General features: G+C 71.0%; 21 protein-coding genes and 1 pseudogene. 7 read left to right on the top strand and 15 right to left on the bottom strand.

The annotated features are described in order from the left end of the window. The 3 genes from E1267_RS31410 to E1267_RS31400 form a co-directional block, all read left to right on the top strand. Positions 1-1,032, top strand: a 1,032-nt coding sequence (locus E1267_RS31410) for a DUF4350 domain-containing protein (RefSeq protein WP_132337826.1), incomplete at its 5' end; no start/stop codon positions are given. Beyond that, positions 1,022-2,002, top strand: coding sequence for an AAA family ATPase (locus E1267_RS31405; RefSeq protein ID WP_165959898.1), 981 nt, complete (start codon positions 1,022-1,024; stop codon positions 2,000-2,002). The genes E1267_RS31410 and E1267_RS31405, both read left to right, overlap by 11 nt. A 74-nt stretch (positions 2,003-2,076) precedes the next feature. Further along, positions 2,077-3,462, top strand: a complete 1,386-nt coding sequence (locus E1267_RS31400; RefSeq protein WP_132337824.1) for a DUF58 domain-containing protein — start codon at positions 2,077-2,079, stop codon at positions 3,460-3,462. Positions 3,463-3,558: 96 nt separating this feature from the next. Here the strand turns inward: E1267_RS31400 and E1267_RS31395 are convergent, their stop codons facing one another. Continuing rightward, positions 3,559-4,551 (bottom strand): stage II sporulation protein M, encoded by a 993-nt coding sequence (locus E1267_RS31395; protein WP_132337822.1) that lies wholly within the window; start codon positions 4,549-4,551, stop codon positions 3,559-3,561. A gap of 51 nt (positions 4,552-4,602) precedes the next feature. Here E1267_RS31395 and E1267_RS31390 point away from each other — a divergent pair, with 51 nt between their 5' ends. After that, a complete protein-coding gene (locus tag E1267_RS31390; RefSeq protein ID WP_165959897.1) occupies positions 4,603-5,529 on the top strand; it encodes an RDD family protein in 927 nt (308 codons plus the stop codon). Between the two features lie 37 nt (positions 5,530-5,566). Here the strand turns inward: E1267_RS31390 and E1267_RS31385 are convergent, their stop codons facing one another. Together E1267_RS31385 and E1267_RS31380 are read right to left on the bottom strand one after the other, a co-directional pair. Next, positions 5,567-6,949: an LVIVD repeat-containing protein gene (locus E1267_RS31385; RefSeq protein WP_132337818.1), complete on the bottom strand. Its 1,383-nt coding sequence runs from the start codon at positions 6,947-6,949 to the stop codon at positions 5,567-5,569. A gap of 50 nt (positions 6,950-6,999) precedes the next feature. Next, positions 7,000-8,397 (bottom strand): LVIVD repeat-containing protein, encoded by a 1,398-nt coding sequence (locus E1267_RS31380; protein ID WP_132337816.1) that lies wholly within the window; start codon positions 8,395-8,397, stop codon positions 7,000-7,002. Positions 8,398-8,563: 166 nt separating this feature from the next. Between E1267_RS31380 and E1267_RS31375 the strand changes: the two genes are divergently transcribed. After that, positions 8,564-9,199 carry a DUF305 domain-containing protein gene (locus E1267_RS31375; protein WP_220449765.1) on the top strand — a complete coding sequence of 212 codons (636 nt, stop codon included), beginning with the start codon at positions 8,564-8,566 and terminating at the stop codon, positions 9,197-9,199. 45 nt (positions 9,200-9,244) lie between these two features. Here E1267_RS31375 and E1267_RS31370 read toward each other — a convergent pair whose 3' ends face one another. Together E1267_RS31370 and ahcY are read right to left on the bottom strand one after the other, a co-directional pair. Further along, positions 9,245-10,480, bottom strand: a complete 1,236-nt coding sequence (locus tag E1267_RS31370; RefSeq protein ID WP_132337814.1) for an adenosylhomocysteinase — start codon at positions 10,478-10,480, stop codon at positions 9,245-9,247. Between the two features lie 261 nt (positions 10,481-10,741). Then, positions 10,742-12,169, bottom strand: coding sequence for an adenosylhomocysteinase (gene ahcY / locus E1267_RS31365; protein WP_132337812.1), 1,428 nt, complete (start codon positions 12,167-12,169; stop codon positions 10,742-10,744). A gap of 103 nt (positions 12,170-12,272) precedes the next feature. Here ahcY and E1267_RS31360 point away from each other — a divergent pair, with 103 nt between their 5' ends. Then, entirely contained in the window at positions 12,273-12,656 is a 384-nt protein-coding gene (locus E1267_RS31360) for a MerR family transcriptional regulator (protein WP_132337810.1), read from the top strand. A gap of 60 nt (positions 12,657-12,716) precedes the next feature. Here E1267_RS31360 and E1267_RS31355 read toward each other — a convergent pair whose 3' ends face one another. Genes E1267_RS31355 through E1267_RS31335 form a run of 5 tightly spaced genes read right to left on the bottom strand, consistent with a single transcriptional unit; the run spans position 12,717 to position 16,720 of the window. Further along, the gene (locus E1267_RS31355) at positions 12,717-13,643 is read right to left on the bottom strand and encodes a cation diffusion facilitator family transporter (protein ID WP_132337808.1); all 927 of its coding nucleotides are present in this window, start codon (positions 13,641-13,643) and stop codon (positions 12,717-12,719) included. Between the two features lie 49 nt (positions 13,644-13,692). Continuing rightward, positions 13,693-14,799 (bottom strand): SIS domain-containing protein, encoded by a 1,107-nt coding sequence (locus tag E1267_RS31350; protein ID WP_132337806.1) that lies wholly within the window; start codon positions 14,797-14,799, stop codon positions 13,693-13,695. Beyond that, on the bottom strand, positions 14,796-14,963 hold the full coding sequence (locus tag E1267_RS31345; RefSeq protein ID WP_106236648.1) for a Trm112 family protein: 168 nt from the start codon (positions 14,961-14,963) through the stop codon (positions 14,796-14,798). Before E1267_RS31345 ends, E1267_RS31350 begins: the two co-directional genes overlap by 4 nt. Next, the gene (locus tag E1267_RS31340) at positions 14,960-16,309 is read right to left on the bottom strand and encodes a phosphomannomutase/phosphoglucomutase (RefSeq protein WP_132337804.1); all 1,350 of its coding nucleotides are present in this window, start codon (positions 16,307-16,309) and stop codon (positions 14,960-14,962) included. The genes E1267_RS31345 and E1267_RS31340 overlap by 4 nt, the downstream gene beginning before the upstream one ends. A gap of 42 nt (positions 16,310-16,351) precedes the next feature. Next, positions 16,352-16,720 (bottom strand): DUF3499 domain-containing protein, encoded by a 369-nt coding sequence (locus E1267_RS31335; RefSeq protein WP_132337802.1) that lies wholly within the window; start codon positions 16,718-16,720, stop codon positions 16,352-16,354. Between the two features lie 302 nt (positions 16,721-17,022). Here E1267_RS31335 and E1267_RS31330 point away from each other — a divergent pair, with 302 nt between their 5' ends. Beyond that, positions 17,023-17,382, top strand: a complete 360-nt coding sequence (locus E1267_RS31330; protein WP_212746243.1) for a metallopeptidase family protein — start codon at positions 17,023-17,025, stop codon at positions 17,380-17,382. Positions 17,383-17,391: 9 nt separating this feature from the next. Here E1267_RS31330 and E1267_RS31325 read toward each other — a convergent pair whose 3' ends face one another. The 5 genes and pseudogenes from E1267_RS31325 to E1267_RS44780 all read right to left on the bottom strand — a co-directional run. Further along, complete coding sequence (locus E1267_RS31325) at positions 17,392-18,681, bottom strand: DUF5719 family protein (protein WP_132337798.1); 1,290 nt, start codon at positions 18,679-18,681, stop codon at positions 17,392-17,394. Further along, a complete protein-coding gene (locus E1267_RS31320; protein ID WP_246064375.1) occupies positions 18,681-20,738 on the bottom strand; it encodes a glycosyltransferase family 2 protein in 2,058 nt (685 codons plus the stop codon). The genes E1267_RS31325 and E1267_RS31320 overlap by 1 nt, the downstream gene beginning before the upstream one ends. A 16-nt stretch (positions 20,739-20,754) precedes the next feature. Next, entirely contained in the window at positions 20,755-21,474 is a 720-nt protein-coding gene (locus E1267_RS46710; RefSeq protein ID WP_246064374.1) for a glycosyltransferase, read from the bottom strand. A gap of 113 nt (positions 21,475-21,587) precedes the next feature. Next, positions 21,588-21,848, bottom strand: a complete 261-nt coding sequence (locus E1267_RS31315; RefSeq protein ID WP_020546325.1) for a WhiB family transcriptional regulator — start codon at positions 21,846-21,848, stop codon at positions 21,588-21,590. 319 nt (positions 21,849-22,167) lie between these two features. Then, positions 22,168-22,804 (bottom strand): annotated as a pseudogene (locus E1267_RS44780) (hypothetical protein); the annotation flags it as partial.

Here is a 22,804-nt window from a genome sequence, read left to right as displayed (position 1 = left end):
AGCCGCGGTCCCGCCCGTCCCCTCGACCCCGACGACACGTCGCTGATGGGCTCGAAGGCCCTGGCCGAACTGCTGCGCGACCGGGGCGTCACCGTCGACCGGGTCGACTCCGCCCAGGCCGCCGTCGACAAGGCCGCCACAGGTGAGCGCCTGCTGCTCATCACCGCCCAGGCGTACGTCGACGAGCGCCCCCTCGCCCGGCTCCCCGGCGATCGGCTGATCGTCGGCGACGTCTTCGGTCTGGCCGCCCTGGCCCCGGAAGTGCGTACGCAGGCCCAGCCCGCACGCCCCCGCTCGCGCGACCCCGAATGCCCGCTGCCCGCCGCCCGTGCCGCGGGGAGCGCCCACATGGGCGGCGTCGTCTTGCGCGGCCCGCCGGGCTCCACCGGCTGCTACCCGGCCGGCGACGGGCACACGCTGGTCAGCTACTCCAACGGCAGGGGCGTCACCACCGTCGTCGGCGACGGCGGCTTCATGACCAACCAGCGACTGGCCGAGGACGGCAACGCGGCGCTCGCGCTCAATCTCCTCAGCACCGGCAAGCCCGTGACCTGGCTGGTCCCGCCGGAGAACCCGCCGCCCGGAGAGCTGCCGGGTGAGCAGGGCCAGTCGATGTACGACCTGATGCCCGGCAACATCCGCTGGACCATCTACATGGCGATCATCGCCGTGGCGCTGGCGGCGTTCTGGCGGGGCAGGCGGCTCGGGCCGGTGGTGGTGGAGAAGCTGCCCGTCGTCGTCAGGGCCTCCGAGACGGTCGAGGGGCGTGGCAGGCTCTACCGGGCGAGACGTGCCAGGGAACGCGCGGCCGCCGCGCTGCGCGCGGGCACGATCGACCGGCTCACGGCCAGGCTCGGGCTCGGCCACGGCGCGGGGCCGCAGGAGGTCGTCCCGGCCCTCGCCGCCCGCACGGTGGAGGACCCGCACCGTCTCGGCGCGGCACTGTACGGGCCGCCGCCGACGGACGACGCCCAGCTCGTGGAACTGGCCGGATACTTGGACATGATCGAAAGGCAGTTGAGTGAACTTTGACGAGACCTACCGCGTGACGAGTTCCGGCGACTCGGCGAGGCAGGCGCTGGCGGCGTTGCGCACCGAGGTGTCCAAAGCCGTGGTCGGGCAGGACGCTGTGGTGACGGGCATGGTCATCGCGCTGCTGTGCCGGGGCCACGTGCTGCTCGAAGGCGTGCCGGGCGTGGCCAAGACGCTGCTGGTGCGTACGTTGGCGGCGGCCCTGTCGCTCGACTTCAAGCGGGTGCAGTTCACGCCCGACCTGATGCCGGGCGACGTGACCGGGTCGCTGATCTACGACGCGAAGACCGCGCGGTTCGAGTTCCGCGAGGGCCCGGTTTTCACCAACCTGCTGCTCGCCGACGAGATCAACCGCACCCCGCCGAAGACCCAGGCAGCCCTGCTCGAAGCGATGGAGGAGCGGCAGGTCAGCGTCGAGGGCGCGGCCAGGGCGCTGCCCGACCCGTTCGTGGTGTGCGCCACCCAGAACCCTGTCGAGTACGAAGGCACCTACCAGCTTCCCGAGGCGCAGCTCGACCGGTTCCTGGTCAAGCTGACCGTGCCGCTGCCGCCGCGCGAGCAGGAGATCTCGGTGCTCGACCGGCACGCCCGCGGTTTCGACCCGCGCGACCTGTCGGAGGTCAAGGCCGTCGCCACGGCCGCCGACCTGGCGGCGGGCCGGGAGGCGGCTTCCGCCGTGCACGTGGCTCCCGAGGTGCTCGGCTACATCGTCGACGTCGCCCGCGCCACCAGGAGCTCGCCGGCGTTGCAGCTCGGCGTCTCGCCGCGCGGCGCCACCGCCCTGCTCGCGGCCTCCCGGGCGTGGGCGTGGTTGTCCGGGCGCCAGTACGTCACGCCCGACGACGTGAAGGCGCTGGCCAGGCCCGCGCTGCGGCACCGTGTCCAGCTCCGGCCCGAGGCCGAGCTGGAAGGGACCACCGCGGACGGCCTGCTCGACGGCATCCTCGCCTCCGTCCCCGTCCCCCGCTGACAGGAGGGTGAGCGACCAATGGCGCTGAGCCAACCCGACGCAGCCGTGCAGCGAGTGAGGAGGGTGAGCGACTGATGGCGCTGACGGGACGTGCCGGGCTGGTGGCGGGGATCGGGATCCTGGTGGTGATGTTCGCGCCCCTTCCGGGGCCCGCGCTGGCCGGGGTGTGCCTGCTGCTCGCCGCCGCGATCATCGTGGACCTGGTGTTCGCGGGGGCGGTGCGCCCGCTGAGGTTCCACCGCTCCGGCGAGACCCTGATGCGCCTGGGCCAGCGGGCCACGGTGGAGCTGGTGGTGGAGAACCCCGGCGCCCGGCGCGTACGCGGGGTGCTGAGGGACGCCTGGCCGCCCTCCGCCGGAGCCTCGCCGCGCCTCGCCCGGTTGGACGTACCGGCCGGGGAGCGGCGCAAGATCGTCGTGACGCTCGATCCGACGAGGCGCGGCGACCGGGCGTCCGTGGCGGTCGCGGTGCGTTCGGTCGGGCCGCTCGGCCTGGCCGCCCGCCAGGGCAGCCATCAGGCTCCGTGGTCGGTGCGGGTGCTGCCGCCGTTCCTGTCGCGCAAGCACCTGCCTTCCAGGCTGGCCAGGCTGCGCGAGCTGGACGGGCAACACCCCGCGCTGGTGCGCGGGCAGGGCACCGAGTTCGACTCGCTGCGCGAATACGTGGTGGGCGACGACGTCCGTTCCATCGACTGGCGGGCGACCGCGCGCCGCCACGACGTCGTGGTGCGCACCTGGCGTCCCGAACGCGACCGCCGCGTGCTGATCGTGCTCGACACCGGCCGCACGTCGGCGGGCCGGGTGGGTGACGCGCCGATCCCCCTGGCGGGCGCGGCGGGCAACGGCGGCGGCCTGCTGGCTCAGCAGGCCGCCGGGCCGGATTCGCGGCCCTCGCCGGGCTGGCCGCGGCTCGACTGGTCGATGGACGCGGCGCTGCTGCTGGCCGCCCTCGCCGCCAAAGCCGGCGACCAGGTGGACTTCCTGGCCTACGACCGGGCGGTACGCGCGTGGGTGAGCGGGGAGTCGCGCACCGAGCTGCTGTCGTCGCTGGTCAACGCGATGGCGCCGATCGAGGCGGAGCTGGTCGAGGCCGACTCGCAGGGCATGGTGGCCGCCATCCTGTCGAGGGCCAAGCGGCGCTGCCTGGTCGTCCTGCTGACGGACCTCAACCCGGCTGCGCTGGACGAGGGGCTGATGCCGGTGCTGCCGCAGTTGTCTGCGCGGCACCTGTTGCTGGTCGCCGGGGTGTCCGATCCGTTGGTCGCGGCCATGGCCGGCCGCCGCGACTCGGCCGAGGAGGTCTATGACGCTGCGGCGGCCGAGCACGCGCAGCTCGGGCGCAGGCGCATCACGGCGAGGCTGCGCCGGCACGGGGTCGAGGTGGTCGACGCGGCTCCGGACGACATCGCGCCCGCGCTCGCGGACGCGTACCTGGCGCTGAAGGCCGCGGGTCGCCTCTGAGCACTGCGGGCGGGCGGTCAGGGCGCCTCTGGACGCTGTGAACGCCACGCCTCCGAGCGCTGCGGGCCGCGGGCGGCCTCTGCGCGCCCGGGGTGATCACGCCGATGGGGCCACGTCGGGGGCGCGTTCGAGGTCGCCGGTCTCGTTCTGCGCCAGCGCCCGGCGGCCGAAGACGATCACGTACGTCAGGAAGACCACCTCGGCGAGCACCCCGATGCCCACACGCGCCCACGTCGGCAGCCCCGACGGCGTCACGAACGCCTCGATCAGCCCCGAGGCGAACAGCACCACGACGAGCCCGAGCGCCACGCTCATCACGGCTCTGCCCTGCTCGGCCAGCGCCTCGACCCGCTTGCGCGGTCCTGGGTCGACGACCGTCCAGCCCAGGCGCATGCCGACGGCCGCCGCCAGGAACACCGCGGTCAGCTCCAGCAGCCCGTGCGGCATGATGAGACCGAAGAAGATGTCCAGTTTGTCCCTGGAAGCCATGAGGCCGCCCGAGACGGCGACGTTCTCGGCGTTCGCGTAGAGCGCGTACGGGATCGGCAGCCCCAGCAGCACCGAGTACGCGATCATCAACGCCGAGACGTAGGCGTTGTTCAACCACACGCGGCTGGCGAAGGACGCGGCCGGGTTCTCCGAGTAGTAGTCGGCGAAGTCCTCCTCGACCAGCTGGGTGATCTCCTCGGGGCTGGCGATGGCGGCCTGGACGCCGGGGTTGTTCGCCACCCACGCACCCATCACGAACGCGACGACCAGGAACGCGGCCGAGCTCGCCAGCCACCACCACCGCGCCCGGTAGGCCACCACGGGGAACGTCACCGTGAAGAATCTCACCAGCTCCCGCCAGGCCGGCGTGTGCGCGCCGGTCACCGCGGACCTGGCCCTGGCCACCAGCGCGGACAGCCGCCCGGCCAGCACCGGGTCGTTCGACGAGGAGCGCATGATGGACAAATGCGTCGAGACGCGCTGATAGAGGTCGACCAGTTCGTCGACCTCGGCGCCCGTCAACGACGAACGGTTCTGCACCAGGTAGTCGAGCCGGTCCCACACGGGACGGTGCGCCGCGACGAAAGCATCAATGTCCACCCGAACATTCTGGCCGCTCAATCACCGCGACATAGCCGTTAGGCTCCACTTATGTCGGAGGTTGTGACCGGCGACGCCGTCGTCGTGGAAGTGCGGGTGGCCCAGATGCCCTCGCGGGCGCTGGCGATCGTCATTGACCTGGTGGTGCAGTTCACGGCGATGGTCGGCGCCTACGCGCTCTTGGGAGCGTTCGCCGGCGTCACCGACATGGCCATGTTCAGCGCTGTCATGATCGTGCTGCTGGTGCTGGTGATGATCGGCTATCCGGTGATCTTCGAGTCCCTCACCAGGGGCCGCAGCCTCGGCAAGCTGGCGCTCGGGCTCCGGGTGGTCAGCGACGACGGCAGCCCTGAGCGCTTCCGGCAGGCACTGTTCCGCGGGCTGGCCGGGCTGGTCGAGTTCTGGGTGCTCGCCGGGGCGCCGGCGGTGATCGCCTCGCTGGTCTCTCAGCGGGGCAAGCGGCTGGGCGACGTGTTCGCGGGCACCATCGTGATCTCCGACCGGGCTCCGCGCGACACGGGGCAGGTCATCATGATGCCGCCGCCGCTGGCGAACTGGGCGACCACGCTGGAGCTCTCCCAGTTGCCCGACGACGTGGCGCAGGCGGCCAGGCAATACCTGTTGCGCTGGCCCGACCTGTCGCCGCAGGTGCAGCACGAGATGGGCGTGCGCATCTCGACCCAGGTGGCCTCCTTCGTCTCCCCCGCGGCGCCCGCCGGGACGCCGCCGTACGCATATCTGAGCGCCGTGCTGGCCGAGCGCCGACGCAGGGAGCAGGCCAGGTTCGCGCAGCGGGCGGGGAACGGCGGCGCGCCGCATGGCCCGTACGCGCAGCCTGGTCCTCCCCCACCGGTTCCGCAGCCGGGCCCTTACGGCCCGCCCCCTCCGGCGGCTGCGCGGCCGCTGCCCGGCCCGCCGGCCGCGCCCGCGCCGGAGCCGCCCCGGGCGACCCCCGGCGGGTTCGCGCCGCCCCAGTGACCCGCGAGGTTCTCCGAGGCGGCGCGGAGCCTTCGGATCAGTGCCACCAGCCGTTGCGGTACGACTCCTGCGTCTGCACGTTCAACCGGTCGGTACGCACGTGCTTGGCGCTGTTCGTGAGCCGGTCGTCGATCTTGATGACGTCGAAGCCCTCGTGGAAGTCGGCCGCGTAGATGTAGCCGTTGTAGTAGTAGGCCGACCAGATGCCGCCGCCACCGCCGTCCGAGCGGGGGCCGCGCTCGAAGAAGCCGATCTCCCTGGGGTTGGCGGAGTCGGTGAAGTCCCAGACCGACAACCCGCCCATGTACCACGCCTGCACCATGATGTCGCGGCCCTTGACGGGGATCAGCGAACCGTTGTGGGCGACGCAGTTCTCGCTGTCGTCCTGGTGCCGGGAGATCTTGAAGTAGCTCTTGAACGCGAACTGGCCGTTGGAGATGTCGTAGATCGCGTCGGCGCCGCGGTTGGGGCCGGTGGCCTCGTTGCAGGTGGCCGCGCCGCCGCCGCCGAGCTCGTCGGTGAAGACGACCTTCCTGGCGTTGTTGGTGAAGGTCGCCGAGTGCCAGAAGGCGAAGTTGGGGTCCGTGGTCCTGGCGGTGACCTTCGGGTCGAGCCGGTCGGAGATGTCGAACAACACGCCGTCGCCCATGCACGCGCCCGCCGCGATGTCCTTCTCCGCGTACGCGGTGATGTCGTGGCAGCCGGTGGTCGGGATGAGCAGGCCGGGCTGGTCCTCGTTGCCGCCGTCGGGGAAGACGACCGGGGTGGCGGCGACGTGCGCGGCCTGCGGGTGGCGCAGCGGCACCTTGATGATGGAGATCTTGTCGTGCGGCGGCTGGCAGTCGGGGAAGTTCGCCGCCGGCAGGTACGAGGAGACGTACACGTAGACGTTCTTGTGCCGGTCGCGCCCCTTGCCCGGTACCAGGGTCAAGGTGTGGGAGCCGCAGGCCGTTTCGACCGCCTTGATGTACTTCGGCCTGGCCTTGTTGGAGATGTCGAAGATGCGTACGCCTTCCCAGGCGTCCTTCTCGGCGGCCGACCGGTCGGTGCTGGCGCAGGAGTCGTCGCTGCGTGAGCTGTCGACGGCGGCGAACAGCAGGTCGCCGTAGACGCTGACGTCCATCTGCCCGCCGGGGCAGACCACGGAGCTCACGACCCTGGCCTTCTTGGGGTTCCTGATGTCGTAGATGGAGAAGCCGCCGTAGTTGCCGACGTAGGCGTAGTCGCCCTGGAAGGCGATGTCGGTGTTGATGGACGACGCGATGGCGTCCGGTTTGGGGACGTTCCTGACGTGGGTGACGTTGGGGCTGGTGACCACGGCGTCGGGCGGCGGGATGTCACTGGCGGTCGCGGGTAACGCGGTGAGCAGCAGGGCGACGGCCGCCCCGGCCATCGCGAGGACACGGCGCGGGCTGGACATGCGGAATGCCTCCTTCGTACGGATACCGGCGGGAACGCGGCGTCCCGTCATCAGTGATGACCGTGGCCGCGCTCGGGGTAGGACGTCTGGGTCTGCGCGTTGAGCTCGCGCATCTTGACGCCGTTCGCCCGGTTCGTACGCCAGTCGTTGATCTTCAGCACGTCAAGGCCCAGGTTGAAGTCGGAGCCGTAGATGTGCCCGTTGTAGTAGTAGGCCGACCAGAAGCCGCCGCTCAGCGCGGGCGCGGTGTTGTCGGGGCCGCGCTCGAAGTAGGCGATCTCCTCCGGATGCGCCGAGTCGGTGAAGTCGACCACCGAGATACCGCCCTGGTACCACGCCTGCACCATGATGTCGCGGCCCTTGACGGGGATCAGCGAACCGTTGTGGGCGACGCAGTTCTCGCTGTCGTCCTGGTGCCGGGAGATCTTGAAGTAACTCCTGAAGACGAGCCGGCCGCGCACGATGTCGTAGTAGGCGTTGGCGCCCCGCTCGGGCCCGATGGCCTCGTTGCAGGTGGCCGCGCCGCCGCCCCCGAGCTCGTCGGTGAAGATGACCTTCGTGCCCTTGTTGTTGAACGTGGCCGAGTGCCAGAAGGCGAAGTTCCGCTCGTCGCGCACGGTCGCGGTCACCCTGGGCCGCTCGGGGTCGCGGATGTCGAGCAGAACGCCCTCACCCATGCACGCGCCCGCCGCGACGCCCTTCTCCGGGTACGCGGTGATGTCATGGCAGCCCGTCGTGGCGGACCTACCCTCGGGATAGGGCAGTTGCTTGCCCGGGTACCCGCCGTCGGGGAACAGGTTGGGCGTCGCGACGACCGAGGCGGCGGACGGGTCGCGCAGCGGCACCTTGATGATCGAGATGAGGTCGTGGGGCGTCGCGCAGTCGGGGAACGCGTCGCTCGGGCCGTAGGAGGAGACGTAGATGTAGACGTTGCGCTTCCACCGGTCGGGGACCAGGGTGTGCGTGTGCGAGCCGCAGTTCGTCTCGACGGCCTTGATGTACTTCGGGTGCGCCTTGTCGGAGATGTCGAAGATGCGTACGCCCTCCCACGACTCCTTCACGGACGCGGGCTGCGAGGTGCTGTTGCACGAGTCGTCGTTACGTGAGGAGTCGACCGAGCCGAACAGCAGGTCACCATGGACGCTGACGTCCATCTGCCCGCCGGGGCAGACCACGGAGCTGACGAGCGAGGTGCGCTTCGGGTTGCGGATGTCGTAGATCGAGAAGCCGTGGTAGTTCCCGACGTACGCGTAGTCGCCCTGGAAGGCCATGTCCGTGTGGATGTCGGCCAGGGCCTCGGGTTTGGGCACGTTAGTGACGTGCCTGATGTTCGGGCTCATGACGATCTCGCCAGGAGCCGGTATGTCCGCAGCCTGGACAGGCAGAGTGGTGCCGGCCAGCGCGGCCAGGGCCGCGACCAGGATGAGGACCCTGCGGCGGGTGAACACTCGGGGACCTCCGATAAAGGGGGCATAAACCTCCGTTATGGTCGCTCTAATCACCGCTGTTGACCAGCGTCCAACGTGTCAAATTTTGTTCCGGTTCGCCCCCTTTCCTAACTTCGGTTCATGACTTAGAGTGCGCATTCTCCGCCACGTTCGTCAGGGAGGCTGGGTGCGCGCCGCGCTCATTGTCGTCATGGCCACGGTCGCCACCCTCACCGGCTGCAGCTCCAGCACGACGCCACAGGCGCCGCGAGCCGACTCGACCGCACCCGTGATCGCTCCCGGCCGGCCAGGCGAACAGGACAGGACGCTCTCACCGGCCGAGGCCGCCACCGCGGTGCCCTCCCCCACCGCGAACGCCGCCGACGTGACCTACGTCCAGGACATGATCGTCCACCACCGGCAGGCCCTGGACATGGCGCTGCTGGCCCCGAACAGGGCGCAGTCGGCCAAGGTGAAGGGCCTGGCCGACCGGATAAAGGCCGCCCAGGCACCCGAGATCCAGTACATGACGACCTGGCTGCGGGAGCAGGAACAGAAGGTGCCCGACCACCACGCGGCGCACGACGGCATGCCGGGAATGGCCACGCCGGAGCAGTTGGAGGCGCTGCGGGCGGCGACGGGCAAGGACTTCGACCGGATGTTCCTGCAGCTCATGATCGCCCACCACCAGGGGGCGATCACGATGTCGGAGAAGGTGCTGACCAGCGGCTCCCACATCAAGATCGAGGAACTGGCCGGCGACGTGAGCGTCACCCAGATGGCCGAGATCGGACGCATGCGGGAGATGCGGGCCTCGCTGTGACCACGCCCCCCGGCAGCCGCCGCACGGGCGCAGGCCCGCCGCCCCTCAGGAGCCGACGCGCCAGGAGTGCAGGTAGTCCTCCTGCTCGTCCGTGAGCTCGTCGATGCCGATGCCCGTGGCGGCCAGCCTGAGCCTGGCGACCTCGTGGTCGATCTCCGCGGGCACGTCATAGACGCCGGGCTCCAGCCGGGCCCGCTCCCCGGCCAGCCACGCCACGGCCAGAGCCTGCGCCGAGAACGACATGTCCATGACCGCGGCCGGGTGCCCCTCGGCGGCCGTGAGGTTGACCAGCCGGCCCTCGGCGAGCAGCAGCAGCCGCCGGCCGTCGGGCATGACGTACTCGTCGGTGTTCGGCCGCACGCCCCTGATCACCTCGACGGCCAGCTCGTCCAGCGCCCGCACGTCGATCTCCACGTCGAAGTGTCCCGCGTTGGCCAGGATCGCGCCGTCCCTCATCGCGGCCAGGTGCTCGGCCCTGATCACGTCGCGGTTGCCGGTCACGGTGATGAACAGGTCGCCGAGCAGCGCCGCCTGCGCCATCGGCCGCACCTCGTAGCCCTGCAGGGTCGCGTCGAGCGCCTTCACCGCGTCGATCTCGGTGACGATCACCCGGGCGCCGAAGCCCTTGGCCCGCTCGGCCACCCCGCGCCCGCAGAACCCGAACCCGGCCACCACCACCGTGCGACCCGCCAGCATGATGTTGGTGGCCCGCATGATCCCGTCGAGCGTCGACTGCCCGGTGCCGTAGCGGTTGTCGAACATGCGCTTGGTGCGCGTGTCGTTCACGGCCACGACCGGGAACCTCAACGCCTGCTCCGCCGTCATCTGTCGCAGCCTGATGATCCCCGTGGTCGTTTCCTCACAACCGCCGCTGACGCCGTCGAGCAGATCGGTGCGCTCGGTGTGCAGGATGTTCACCAGGTCGCAGCCGTCGTCCAGCACAAGATCCGGCCCGAGATCGAGCGCCTGGTGAATGTGCCGGTAGTAGGTCGGCCGGTCCACGCCGGCCCGCGCGTGCACCGCGATCCCGTACGCGCGCAACGCCTCGGCCACGTCGTCCCGCGTCGACAGCGGGTTGGAGGCGGCCAGCGCGATCTCGGCGCCGCCCGCCTTCAGCGCGCCCATGAGCACGGCCGTCTCGGCGGTGACGTGCAGGCAGGCCGCTATCTTCAACCCGTCCAACGGCCGTTCCAGGCCGAAGCGCTCACCGATCGCGGTCAACACCGGCATCGAACGCGCTGCCCACGAGATCTGCCGTTCACCGCTTTGCCAGACGTCCATGGCTCACCCTTAACCGAAGAAGACGGCCAAGAACGCGCTCGTAACGGCGAGAGTCCCGTGAGCCTTCACGACCGGCCATGACGGACGGAAGCGGCGTCGGCGAGTGCGGGTGACTTGGCCTGCCGTAAAAGATGGGGTTGAGGCGCCCCGAGGGGGAGTCCCCTCGGGCGTTGGTGACACGGAGAAGAGCCGCTCCCAAGACAGCCGAGCAGCCTTTCAAGAAGCTCCCGGACAGCCGAGCAGCCCAGCGGCCGGCCCCGATCAGTACCGGTAGTGGTCCGGCTTGTACGGGCCCTCGACGTGCACGCCGATGTAGGCGGCCTGCTCCTTGGTCAGTTCGGTGAGCTTGACGCCGAGGGCGTCGAGGTGGAGCCGGGCGACCTTCTCGTCGAGGTGCTTGGGCAGCGTGTAGACGTCGGTCGGGTAGTCGGTGGTCTTGGTGAACAGCTCGATCTGGGCGATCACCTGGTTGGTGAACGAGTTGGACATGACGAAGCTCGGGTGGCCGGTCGCGCAGCCGAGGTTCATCAGGCGGCCTTCGGCGAGCACGAGGATCGTGTGGCCGTCGGCGAAGACCCACTCGTCGACCTGGGGCTTGATGGTGTTGCGCTTGATGCCGGGCAGCTTGGCGAGGCCGGCCATGTCGATCTCGTTGTCGAAGTGGCCGATGTTGGAGACGATCGCCTGGTGCTTCATCCGCGCCATGTGGTCGGCGGTGATGATGTTGAAGTTGCCGGTCGCGGTGACGAAGATGTCGGCGATGCCGACGACGTCGTCCAGCGTGGTCACCTGGTAGCCGTCCATGGCCGCCTGGAGCGCGCAGATGGGGTCGATCTCGGTGACGATCACGCGGGCGCCCTGGCCGCGCAGCGCGTCGGCGCAGCCCTTGCCGACGTCGCCGTAGCCGCAGACCACGGCGACCTTGCCGCCGATGAGCACGTCGGTGGCGCGGTTGAGGCCGTCGATGACGGAGTGGCGGCAGCCGTACTTGTTGTCGAACTTCGACTTGGTGACCGAGTCGTTGACGTTGATGGCCGGGAAGAGGAGCTGGCCGTTCTTGTGCATCTCGTAGAGACGGTGCACGCCGGTCGTGGTCTCCTCGGTGACGCCCTTGATGTTCTCGGCGATCCTGGTCCACTTCTTGTCGGCGCCGACCGTGCGGGTGAGCACGTCGATGATGACGTGCCACTCCTCGGGGTCGTCGGCGGTTGCGGGAGGCACGGCGCCCGCCTTCTCGTATTCCGCGCCCTTGTGAACCAGCAGCGTGGCGTCGCCGCCGTCGTCGAGGATCATGTTGGGGGCGCCGCCGTCAGGCCAGGTCAGCGCCTGCTCGGTGCACCACCAGTATTCCTCGAGGGTCTCGCCCTTCCAGGCGAACACCGGCACGCCCTTCGGGTCGTCGACGGTGCCGTCGGGGCCGACGACCGCGGCGGCGGCGGCGTGGTCCTGCGTGGAGAAGATGTTGCAGCTGACCCAGCGGACCTCGGCCCCGAGCGCCACCAGCGTCTCGATGAGGACGGCGGTCTGGATGGTCATGTGCAGGGAGCCCATGATCTTCGCGCCCGCCAGAGGTCGCGTGTCCGAGTATTCGCGGCGCACGGCCATGAGGCCGGGCATCTCGTGCTCGGCGAGCCGGATCTCCTTACGACCGAAGTCGGCAAGTGAAAGGTCTGCGACCTTGAAGTCCATCGGGTTTCCCCTCGCGTCACTGATGGTTGTCGCCGACGAGTCTAGGCACCGTTCGTACGGCGACGCACGCCAAGAGGGGTGAAACTGACGTAAGAATGTAAGGATGCGCATCACGGAAGCCGCCAAGCGGCTCGGCATGTCCCCGCGAATGCTCCGCTACCGGGAGGCACTCGGTCTGCTGCCGCCTGTGCGGGAGCAGGGGGCGCACCGGCGGTTCGGCCCCGAGGAGCTGGCCGCCGTGGCGCAGGGCGTCGAGCTGGAGAAACGGTTCGACGTGTCGCCGGCCGAGCTGGCGTTCGCCCTGCGGGTGCTGAGCGAGCCCGCCGTGGCGGCGGCCGTACGCGACCTCGGGGTGCGGATCGGGCGCATCCAGGTGCCGCGCAGGGCCCTCGACTTCGAGAAGGAGAAGGCCCTGCGGCTGCTGCGCCCCTCCGGCGGCGCTCAGCAGGCTGGTGCGCGGGACCGGCCCAGGCCGGGCAGGGCCTAGCAAGCGGGCGTATCCAGCCGGGCGGCGCCCAGCAGGCGGGCGTACCCGGCCGGGCGGCGCTCAGGGCGTGGGCGTGCGGGATCGGTCGAGGTCGGGCTCCAGGTAGATGACCCGGGCGATCGGCACGGCCTCGCGGATGCGCTGCTCGGCCTCGTCGATGCCGCGCGCCACCTCACCGGCCGTCTCGTCGTGCGAGACCGCGATCTTGGCGCCCACGAGCAGTTCCTCCGGGCCGAGGTGCAGCGTGCGCATGTGGATGATGCGGTCGACCTCGGGCGCGCTCTCGAGCGCGCGGCGGACCTGCTCCTCCACCTCGGGCGAGGCGCCCTCTCCGACCAGCAGCGACTTGGTCTCCACGGCGAGCACGACCGAGATGACGGCGAGCAGGACGCCGATCATCAGCGTGCCGACGGCGTCCCAGACGGGGTTGCCCGTCACCACGGCCATCGTCACGCCGAAGAGCGCGAAGACCAGGCCGAGCAGCGCGCCCAGGTCCTCCAGCAGGATGACCGGCAACTCCGGTGACTTGGACCTGCGGATGAACGCGATCCACCCCTGCCTGCCGCGCACCAGGTTGGCCTCTCTGATGGCCGTGCGGAACGAGAAGATCTCAGCGATGATCGCGAAGATCAGCACGCCGAACGCCCAGGCAGGCGACGTCAGGGGCTCGGCGTGGCTCAGCTTGTGATAGCCCTCGTACAGCGAGAAGAGCGCGCCGATCGCGAACAGCACCACGGCCACCACGAACGCGTAGAAGTAGCGTTCGCGACCGTAGCCGAACGGGTGTTCCTTCGTGCTGGCGCGGGCCGCACGCTTGCCTCCGACCAGCAGCAGCACCTGGTTGCCCGAGTCGGCGACCGAGTGAATGCCCTCGGCCAGCATCGACGACGACCCGGTGAAGAACGCCGCTACGAACTTGGCCACGGCAATGGACAAGTTGGCGACCAATGCCGCCATGATCGCTTTGGTTCCGCCGCTCGCGCTCACCGGTCTTCTCCACTCATAAGATCATGCAATAAAGGCCTGGAAGGGGATCCTATTGCGAAATCCGGGCCTTCAGCTCACTGATCGCCGAGACGGAGCTCGGATCAATGGCATATCCCAGCGCCAGATAAGTGCTCGCGTAGTCGCCGAGCAGGATCAGCGAGGCCATGCGTTCCAGCGGGTGCGTGCCTTCCGCCGCCAGTTCGGTCACCGGAACGTCGCGGTCGCGCGCCAGTCGCAGCGAAGCCTCGCGCTGACGCGTCAGTTGGGGGTGTTCCTCGACGTCGCGTAGCACCACCAGCCTGAGCGCGTGGGCGGGGGCGTCGGCGAAGATGTCGCGCTCGGCCATCGGCCCGTCGAAGGTCGCCACCTGGCCGTGCCCCGCCTCGGGCAGCTCGCCGTAAATGGCGGGATATTTCGCGTTGGTGTTGAGCTGGCAGGCCAGCCGGTACGCCGCCACGGACGCCGCGGCCGACGAGCCCCAGATCACCGGAAGGCTCTCGGCCACATCCAGCGCGAGCGACTTGCCCGGGTTGACGAACGACTCGCTGGACGGCCGGCACCGGTGCGCCATGTCCTCCAGCGCCGTGGCCACCCGTTCGAACAGCTCCTGGTCGGCCGGCACGAGCCGCAGCGCGGCGGCCGCCACGATCAGCGGCACGGTCAGCAGCCACACGGCGGCCCTGGACTGCCCGCTCACCGGCACCGGCACGTAGACCGCCGACGCCTGGGTGGCGATCGCCTCCAGCGGTGAGCCCGGCGCGCCCACGCCCAGCAGCGTGCACCCGCGCCGCACGGCCTGGGTGGCGACGGCCAGGGTCTCCTCGGTGTCGCCCGAGCCTGAGACGGCGATGATCAGGTCGGTGGCGCCGACCCAGCCGGGGAGCTGGTAGGAGCGCAGGGTGATGATCGGCAGCGGCGCGCCGTTGCCGACGGCCGCCGCCATGATGTCACCCGCGATGCCGGAGCCGCCCATGCCCGCGACCACGACGGCGCGCGGGCGCCCCATCCCGGCCAGGCGGTCGACACGGGCCTCGACGGCGCTGCGGTAGCCGGTGCGTACGTGAGCCGCGGCGGCGGCGACCGCGGGCAGCATGCCGCCGGGGTCGCCGTCGCTGAGATGCCGCTGGTCGTCGAGCCGCTCCGGCTCCCAGGTCACGGTTTCCTGGCCTCGTCGACGAGCAGAACGGGGATGTCGTCCCGGACCGGGTAGATGAGGCCGCACCCGGTGCAGGCCAGCTCCTCGGCCTCGGTCTCGGCACGCAGGGGGGCCTTGCACGCCGGGCAGGCCAGGATCTCGAGCAGCCAGTCGTCGATCTTCACTTCGACACCTTTCCCACAATGGCGAGGACCTCGTCCCTGATCGCCGTCATCTCGGTCTCGTCGGCCGCCTCGGCGTTCAGCCGGAGCAGCGGCTCGGTGTTGGAGGCCCGCAGGTTGAACCACCAGCCGGATCCCGTCACGGTCAGCCCGTCGACCTCGTCGAACTCGCCCCGGCCCGCGAACGCCTCCCGCACCCGCCGCAGCGCCTCGCCCTGGTCGGCGACCGCGCTGTTGACCTCGCCGGAGGCGTGGTAGCGCGAGTAGACCTCGACCAGCTCGGACAGCGCCCGGTCCTGCTCGCCCAGCGCGGCCAGCACGTGCATCGCGGCAAGCAGGCCGGAGTCGGCGAACCAGAAGTCGCGGAAGTAGTAGTGGGCGGAGTGCTCGCCGCCGAACACCGCGCCCGTGCGGGCCATCTCGGCCTTGATGAACGAATGCCCCACCCGCGTCCGCACCGGGACCCCGCCGTGCTCCTGCACGATCTCGGGCACGCCGTGGGACGTGATCAGATTGTGAATGATCGTCGCGCCCGGCGCCTTGGCCAGCTCGCGCACCGCGACCAGCGCGGTCACGGCCGACGGCGAGACGGACGCCCCCCGCTCGTCGATCACCCAACACCGGTCGGCGTCGCCGTCGAAGGCCAGCCCGATGTCCGCGCCGCTGTCGACGACCGCCCGCTGCACGTCGAGAAGGTTCTGTGGCTCCAGCGGATTGGCCTCGTGGTTGGGGAAGTCGCCGTCCAGCTCGAAGTAGAGCGGCACGAGCTCGATCGGCAGCCCGTCGAACACGGAGGGAACGGTGTGCCCGCCCATGCCGTTGCCCGCGTCGACGACCACCTTGAGCGGCCGGATGCCGGTCAGGTCGACCAGGGTGCGCAGGTGGTCGGCGTAGCCGGGCAGCAGATCCTTCTCGATCAGCGACCCCACCGGCGTGGCGGTCACGCCGACCAGCTCGGCCGCGCGGTCGCGGATCTGGCTCAGGCCCGTGTCGCCGCCGATGGGCACCGCGCCGGCCCGGCACATCTTCATGCCGTTGTAGCGGGCGGGATTGTGGCTGGCGGTGAACATCACGCCCGGCAGCCCGAGGCTGCCGCTCGCGTAGTAGAGCAGGTCGGTGGAGCCGAGTCCGGCGTGCACGACGTCGGCCCGGCGCGAACGCGCCCCGCGGACGAAGGCCTCGGCCAGTGGCACGGACGACTCGCGCATGTCGTGGGCCACCACAACCGACCCGGCGCCCGTCACCTCGACGAAGGCCGCCCCGACGGCCTCGGCGATCGGCTCGTCGAACTCGTCGGGAACCAACCCGCGAACGTCGTACGCCTTGAAGATCTTGGCGAGATCGCCCACTCTCCAGCTCCGCCCTTGGTCGTTTCCTCCGTTGAAACGAGCCTACCGGTCGCGGTGCTGCTGGGCCGACCTGAGAACGCGCAGGTGCCCGCGCCTGCCGACCTCGACGCCCTGGCCGACCGGCTCACCCCCGCCCGACGGCGAGGGCCGCGCCGCCTCCCTGACCGCGTTGGCCAGCGCCTCGAGATCGTCGGAGCTGGGCGAGGCGCCGTCCGTCGGCAGCCGCACCACCTCCCAGCCGCGGGGAGCGGTCAGCCGCTCGGCGTGTTCGGCGCACAGGTCATAACAGTGTGGCTCCGCGTACGTCGCCAGGGGGCCGAGAACAGCGGTCGAGTCGGCGTATACGTACGTGAGCGTGAAGACGGCAGGCTGGCTGCAGGCGGTGCGGGAACAGCGGCGGACGGGGCTCACGGAGGGACCGTATCTGGTAAGAGTGCGAGGCGCCACTATCTGAGCACTCTTAACGAGCGTGTCGCCACAATTCGGACACCTGTCGCAGCCTTTCCACCGATTTCCCCGCCAGGGACCGGGTCGAGCCCGAAGGTTTCCCGCGTTCCCGGGCGAAACCATCCGTCGTGGACAGGTGACGCCGTTCCCCGGCACCGCCCATAGGCCCCCCTACACTGGTTCGCGTGACTCACAGGCGCGGTCCCAGGCGGCGCGATCGCCACGGTCGCGGTCTTCGCGGCCCGCTCGCCCCCTCCCACGTCCCCATGGCCAAGTCCCGCAGCGAGCGCTTCGACGACCTCGTGCTCGACGCGGTCGACCGGCTCAGGCCCCGGTGGGAGCGCCAGTTGTCGGCGGTGGAGTTCGCGGTCGAGGAGGTGCCGCCGCTCAGCGAGCTGGGCGACGGGCCGCAGCTGAGCTCCGACCCGATCCCGTTCGGCCGCGCCGACGTCGCCGCCGGCCCCAACCCCGCCTCGATCGTGGTCTACCGGCGTCCCCTGGAGGCGCGGGCCCGCGACCGCGACACGCTGGGGGCCATGGTGCACGACACGGTCGTGGAGCAGGTGGCCACGCTGCTCGGCCTGGCCCCTGAGACGGTCGACCCGGGCTACGACGACCGCGGCTGAACTGCCGGCTCAGGGCACGACCACGCGGGCGGTGTCGGTGAGGGGCGGCAGGAGGGTCCACATGCGGGCGGGTGACAGCGGCTGGGCCGTGAGCAGCAGGCCGCTCTTCAGGCGTTCCTCCACCACCCGTGCTCCATAGACCTCCCCCGACACGGGCGTGACCACGACGGCGAAGCTCCCCTTCGCCTTGAGCCTGACGTTTTTCGTACGCCCGGCAGGCACCTCCACGTCGAACGCGTCGCCGTCCGGCACCTCCCGCACCCGCACCTTGCCGGGCCCGCCGAGTGCCGTGAGGACCAGGCGGGAGCCCGCGCGGTTGCCGGCCACCGCGCTGCCCAGGTCGAGTGAGGGCGTCCCGGCGGTGAAGGCGACGTCGGAGCGGCTGCCGGTGCCCGTGGCGACGAGGCCGGCCACGATCGGAACGGGCGAGGTGAGGACGAGGGCGGCCGAGGAGCCTCCGACGCCCGTGGTGACGTCGAGGGCGGCCACGCTGCCCGCCGGCACGTCCAGGGTCTCGCGGCCCTTCATCACGTACTCGGCGTCCTCGCTCACCGCCTTGAGCCGTACGGCGGCGTCGCTCTCGCCGGGCGCGGCGACCAGCAGTTGCCTGCGCCCGCCCCCTCCGGGGATGCCGGGGACGACCGCGCGCGTCGAGGGCGGGGCGGCGGCGGGGAGCCAGTCCACGCCGCCCGTGTCGAGAGTCGTCCTGGCCGCGACGGCCACGCGGCCGAAGACGGTGGTGACGCTCACGGCCATGATGTCGGCCGAGGGGGCGAGCGTCTTGAGGTCGATCTCCTTGTGCTCGCCCGGCGCGATCTCCAGCCCGATCCCCTTGTCCCCGGAGACGACCCCTTCCGCCGCGTGGATTTGGATGTCGGTCAGCGCGGGCGCCTTGTCGGCGTTGGCGAGGTGGAGACGCACGTCGGCGTCCGCGGGGCCGGGGCCGACCAGCCAGGTCTCCGGGCTCGGCTCGGTGCAGCGCACCCCGGCCAGCCCACGCCCGGCGCCCTTGGTGGTGCGGGTGACGTAGCCGGCCTCCAGGGCGCCGGGGCCCTTGGTGACGTACGGGCCGGCGTCCATCTTCTCGCGGTTGAGCGTGTCGGGCAGGTAGACGTCGACCTGCTCGCCCTTCGTGCCGGGGCAGACGGCGGTGACCGACTCGACGGCCACCTTCCGTGGGCCCGCGGGCGGGGGCGGCAGGGGCGCCGGCCTGGTGACGTACGCGGCCCCGTACATCGCCGTCAGGGCGACGACGACCAGCGCCAGCAGGCCGAACCTGTTCTCCACGAACGCCTTCATCACGCACCCGCCAGTGCCACGGACGACGACTCGACGCCCTCGGACGGACGCCGCCCCGGCGCGGCCATGAGCGCCGCCACCAGCACCAGCGCCCCCTGCGCCCACAACCACGGCGTGTGGAGGGCGCTCCCGGGCTGGGCCGGCACGCGCCTGACCGGCTCGGCCAGACGCCACAGCCCACCCGCGTCCGACAGGCTCATGCGCTGCAGCGACGGCTGGGAGTCGAGCCTCTTCGCCAGTTCGGCCGAGACGGGGGGCGCCACCGCGACCATGGCGATGCCGTGCTGGGCGAGCGTGGCCGCGTCGCCGCCGCGCCCGCCGGCCAGGCCCTGGGCCGCCGTCCTCACCCGGGTGCGGGCATCGGAGTCGACGGGCAGTTCCGCCTCGCCGATCAGCGGGGTACGGGCGTGCAGCACGGTGAAGGCGGAGCCCTCGATCACGAGCGTGCGTTCGCCGTTCTTCGAGTAGGACGCGGCCAGCGCGGGCAGCACGTCGGGCGCGTCGCCCACGAGCGGCCCTCGTACGCCGTTCACCACCCAGAAGCCCGCGGCCAGCAGCGGCGTGCTGAACGCGACCGCCACCACGGCCGTCGCGCCCAGCTTGCGCAGCCCGCCTCCCGCGCGCAGCTCGGCCAGGCGGTGGGCGGTCAGTCCCACGAGGACCAGCAGCCCGGTGCCCGCGAACGCCAGCGGCACCCCCGGCCACACCCGCGCCCCTTCGACGGTGACGCGGCTGACCAGGATCGCGGCCAGCATCCCGTACAGCGCGACGCCCCACCCGATCGCGACGATCATGCGCTGGCGGCGCATGAGGAGCGCGGAGAGCGCGGTCGTGACCAGGCCGGCCGTCACCCAGAACGGCGGCAGTCCGGGCCCGCCGGGGCTGAGCGCGAGCAGCGACTCGGGGGCGAGCACGGGATCGGCCAGGGCCGGATCGTGCAGTCCGGCCTCCAGGAGGATCCTGCCCGGGTCGGTGACCAGGGAGGCCAGCCACGGGAGCAGCAGCGCCACCGGCACGGCGAGGGCGATGGCCATGGAGGTCACGACCCCGCGCCGCACGCCGCCGAAGGCGACCGCCGCGAGCACGCCGAGCACGGCGAAGAGCGGGTAGACCAGCGGGACGAACGCCGTGCCCACGGCGAGCAGCAGCCCGAGCCCCCAGGCTGCGCGGCGGGCGCGGCGGCGCTCGCCGGACAACAACACCGTGCCGAAGGACGCGTAGAGGGGCAGGAGCACGAACACCACGGCCGTGCCCAGCCGCCCGGCCGCGATGGCGCCGGTCGCGACGGGCAGCAGCGCGTACGTCCCGGCTGCCCACGCCCGTGCGGGCACCGCCGGGATGATGTGCCGGGTGGCGAGGTACGCCGAGGCGCCGGCCAGCGGCACCGAGCCGAGCAGCAGCACGGAGACGGCCAGCCACGTCTTGCCGAGCGCGAGCGTGGACAGGGCGGCGAGCACGGCGACGTACGGGGGCGCCCAGGCGTTTGAGCCGAGGCCGACGTCGTGGAAGCCCTCGGTGTAGAACGCCCACAGGTCTCCCGCGCCGCCCGTGACGGGCACCAGGGCGCCGCCGCCGAGCCGTTCGCCGCCGAGCAGGGAACGCTCGGCGGCCAGCGAGACGGCGGTCAGCGCGAGCAGGAGAACGACGCCCGGACGGCTGAGGAAACGTTTGACGGCGCCGGTGTCCGGCGGCGGGAGCTCGTCCTCCTCCTCCGCGGTGGAGTGGTGGTGGCGGCCGGCGGAGTCGACGGGGGCCTGGCCGGCGAGGAAACCCTGGACCATGTCGGTGAGCCGCCGCCAGGCCGCTCCGCGAGGGGTCATCAACCGCTTGATGCGGATATATGCCTTTTTTCGGCTCTGGCGGTTGCCTGGAGGGCGGCGGGCCCGGCGGGCCCTGAGCAGCCGGAACGGGTGCACCAGGATCGACCCCATGGCCACCATCTCGTCCAGCGCGTTCGCGGGCTGCTTGCTCACGATGAACAGCAGCGTGCGGAAGGCCGAGCCGACCACGTTCCGCAGCAGCGCCCAGAGCATCGCGCCGAACGGCAGGTTGGCCATCACCACGAAGATCGCGTTACGCCTGTCGAGCCTGCGTGGATGGTCTCCGCTGACCGTGATGCGCCGCCGCCTCGGCGTGCCAGGCCACGGCCGAGGTGACGTTCAGCACCTGGTGCCCGGCGTTGCGCACCCGCCAGCACAGGTCGAGATCGTCACGGAACAGCGGGAAGAACGGGTCCAGCCCGCCCACCTGCTCCCACACGTCCCGGCGGATCAGCATGCCCGCCGTGGACACCGAGAGCACGTCGTGCGTACCGTCGTGCTGCCCCTGGTCGAACTCGCGAGGTTCGAGCCCGGTGTCCCTGCGCCCGGTGCGGCCCACGGTCACGCCCACTTCGAGCAGCCGCCTGCGGTCGAGCCAGTCGCGCAGCTTCGGGCCGAGCACCGCCGCCTTGGGGTGGTGCTGCGCGGCCACCAGCAGCGCCTCCAGCGCCCGCCGGTCGGGAGCGCAGTCGTCGTGCAGCAGCCAGATCCACTCGTCGGGCCCCGCGGACGGCGACCTCTCCAGCGCCGCCGCCACGGACTCGCCGAAACCGGTGGAACGAGGCAGGGAGATCAGGTTGCCGCGGCCGAGCGTCTGGACGAGCAGATCGGCGGAGCCGTCCCTGCTGCCGTTGTCGACGCCCGCCACGCGGTCAGGTCTGCGGCTCTGCCCGGCCAGAGCCTGCAGCGTCTCCCCGAGCCAGCGCCCGCCGTCGTGAGCGACGACGATCGCGGTGACGTAGGGACGTGCCATGGGCGGGTGACTCCTGGGGGTTGATCACGCGCGCCCACCCTACAGGCGAACCCCTGCAAGAGATGCGAAAAAGGGCCACACGGCAGCCCGCGTGACCCCCTCGCCCATATCTCTCAAACGGCCTGGCGTTTGATCCGTCTGCGTTCCCGCTCGGACAGCCCACCCCAGATGCCGAACCGCTCATCGTGCTCGAGTGCATATTCCAGACACTCGGCACGGACCTCGCACGATCGGCAGACCTTCTTGGCCTCTCGGGTGGAGCCGCCCTTCTCCGGGAAGAACGCCTCCGGATCAGTCTGCGCGCACAAGGCGCGCTCCTGCCATCCGAGTTCTTCAGCGTCAAGCTGATCCTGTGCGATGACCGGATCGGTCACTGCACACCTCCCTGCCGCCCGCCCGCAATGGAGCCCCCCATGGACGCCTTCCTTATTACCCACCCACTGGAAGGCGTAACAACATGGTTGTAATTACACGCGCGTGCCGTACGTGACGTCAAGCGGCATGCAGGTATCCGGGGAAAGACCAGATCTCGCCCCGGTGTGCTTGGCATGTGATGTTCGCACCCGGCCGACACCCATATGCGCGCGGCGTCAGCCAGGCTTGTTCAACGCTGTCAGCGGTCCGAACCGTACCAGGGCGGGATAGACGACCGCCCGTGGCCCACCTTCTCTCTAGCCGTTCATTGCCGGTCCGTTACCTGCGTGGCTCATTGGGGGTGTATATGGCAGTCGGGTCGATCGGGTCGTCCCCGGGACGGCGCTGGTCGCCACCGAAGGAGTCCGGTCCGAACGGCGACGGGTCGAGCCGCATCGTCGCGTCCCCCGACGGCACCTGGTGGCCGGGCTGGTACTGACCCTGCTGCGGCTCGTACCCGCCGCTCTGCTGCTGGGGCTGCTGCGGATGACCGAACGGGTCGTCGTACGCCCTGGGCTGCTGCCCCGCGTAGTCGGGCACGTGCAGCTCGGACTGGGTGCCCGGCGAGGAGTGCTGGTAGGTCTCCGCCTGCTGATAGGCGTCCATGAGCTGCTGGGAGCGGGGGTCGACGGGCGGCTCGGGCTCCTGGTACGCCTGCGGGGTGGCGTACTCCTGGCCCGAGAAGCCCGTGAACGGCTGACCGGCCTGCTGATCGGCCTGCTGCGGGGCGAAAGCGCTCTGGCCGAAGTACTGCTGCTGGCCGTCCGGCGGGGGGTACGGGACGTTCGGGCTGGTCTCGGCCGTGGGGTAGGCCTGCTCGACGGGGGCGAAGGCACTGGGGGCCTCCGGCGGCGCGTACGGGTTCTGCTGGTCCGCCGACGGCGCGTAGGGGTTGCCTTGGTCCGCGGGTGGGGCG

It is taken from the genome of Nonomuraea longispora, from assembly GCF_004348345.1.
In the GTDB taxonomy this organism is placed as follows: domain Bacteria; phylum Actinomycetota; class Actinomycetes; order Streptosporangiales; family Streptosporangiaceae; genus Nonomuraea; species Nonomuraea longispora.
Note: the sequence above shows the minus strand (reverse complement) of the source record. Positions and strands in the feature narration are given on the sequence as shown.

Bases quoted from the DNA above. Each gene is read 5' to 3' on its own strand.
- E1267_RS31360 (WP_132337810.1), top strand. From the start codon at position 12,273: ATGCGCATCACGGAAGCCGCCAAGCGGCTCGGCATGTCCCCGCGAATG.
- E1267_RS31385 (WP_132337818.1), bottom strand. From the start codon at position 6,949: ATGTCCAGCCCGCGCCGTGTCCTCGCGATGGCCGGGGCGGCCGTCGCC.
- E1267_RS31330 (WP_212746243.1), top strand. From the start codon at position 17,023: ATGGCCAAGTCCCGCAGCGAGCGCTTCGACGACCTCGTGCTCGACGCG.
- E1267_RS31390 (WP_165959897.1), top strand. From the start codon at position 4,603: ATGTCGGAGGTTGTGACCGGCGACGCCGTCGTCGTGGAAGTGCGGGTG.
- E1267_RS31320 (WP_246064375.1), bottom strand. From the start codon at position 20,738: ATGGCCAACCTGCCGTTCGGCGCGATGCTCTGGGCGCTGCTGCGGAAC.
- ahcY (WP_132337812.1), bottom strand. From the start codon at position 12,169: ATGGACTTCAAGGTCGCAGACCTTTCACTTGCCGACTTCGGTCGTAAG.
- E1267_RS31370 (WP_132337814.1), bottom strand. From the start codon at position 10,480: ATGGACGTCTGGCAAAGCGGTGAACGGCAGATCTCGTGGGCAGCGCGT.
- E1267_RS46710 (WP_246064374.1), bottom strand. From the start codon at position 21,474: ATGGCACGTCCCTACGTCACCGCGATCGTCGTCGCTCACGACGGCGGG.
- E1267_RS31400 (WP_132337824.1), top strand. From the start codon at position 2,077: ATGGCGCTGACGGGACGTGCCGGGCTGGTGGCGGGGATCGGGATCCTG.
- E1267_RS31325 (WP_132337798.1), bottom strand. From the start codon at position 18,681: ATGAAGGCGTTCGTGGAGAACAGGTTCGGCCTGCTGGCGCTGGTCGTC.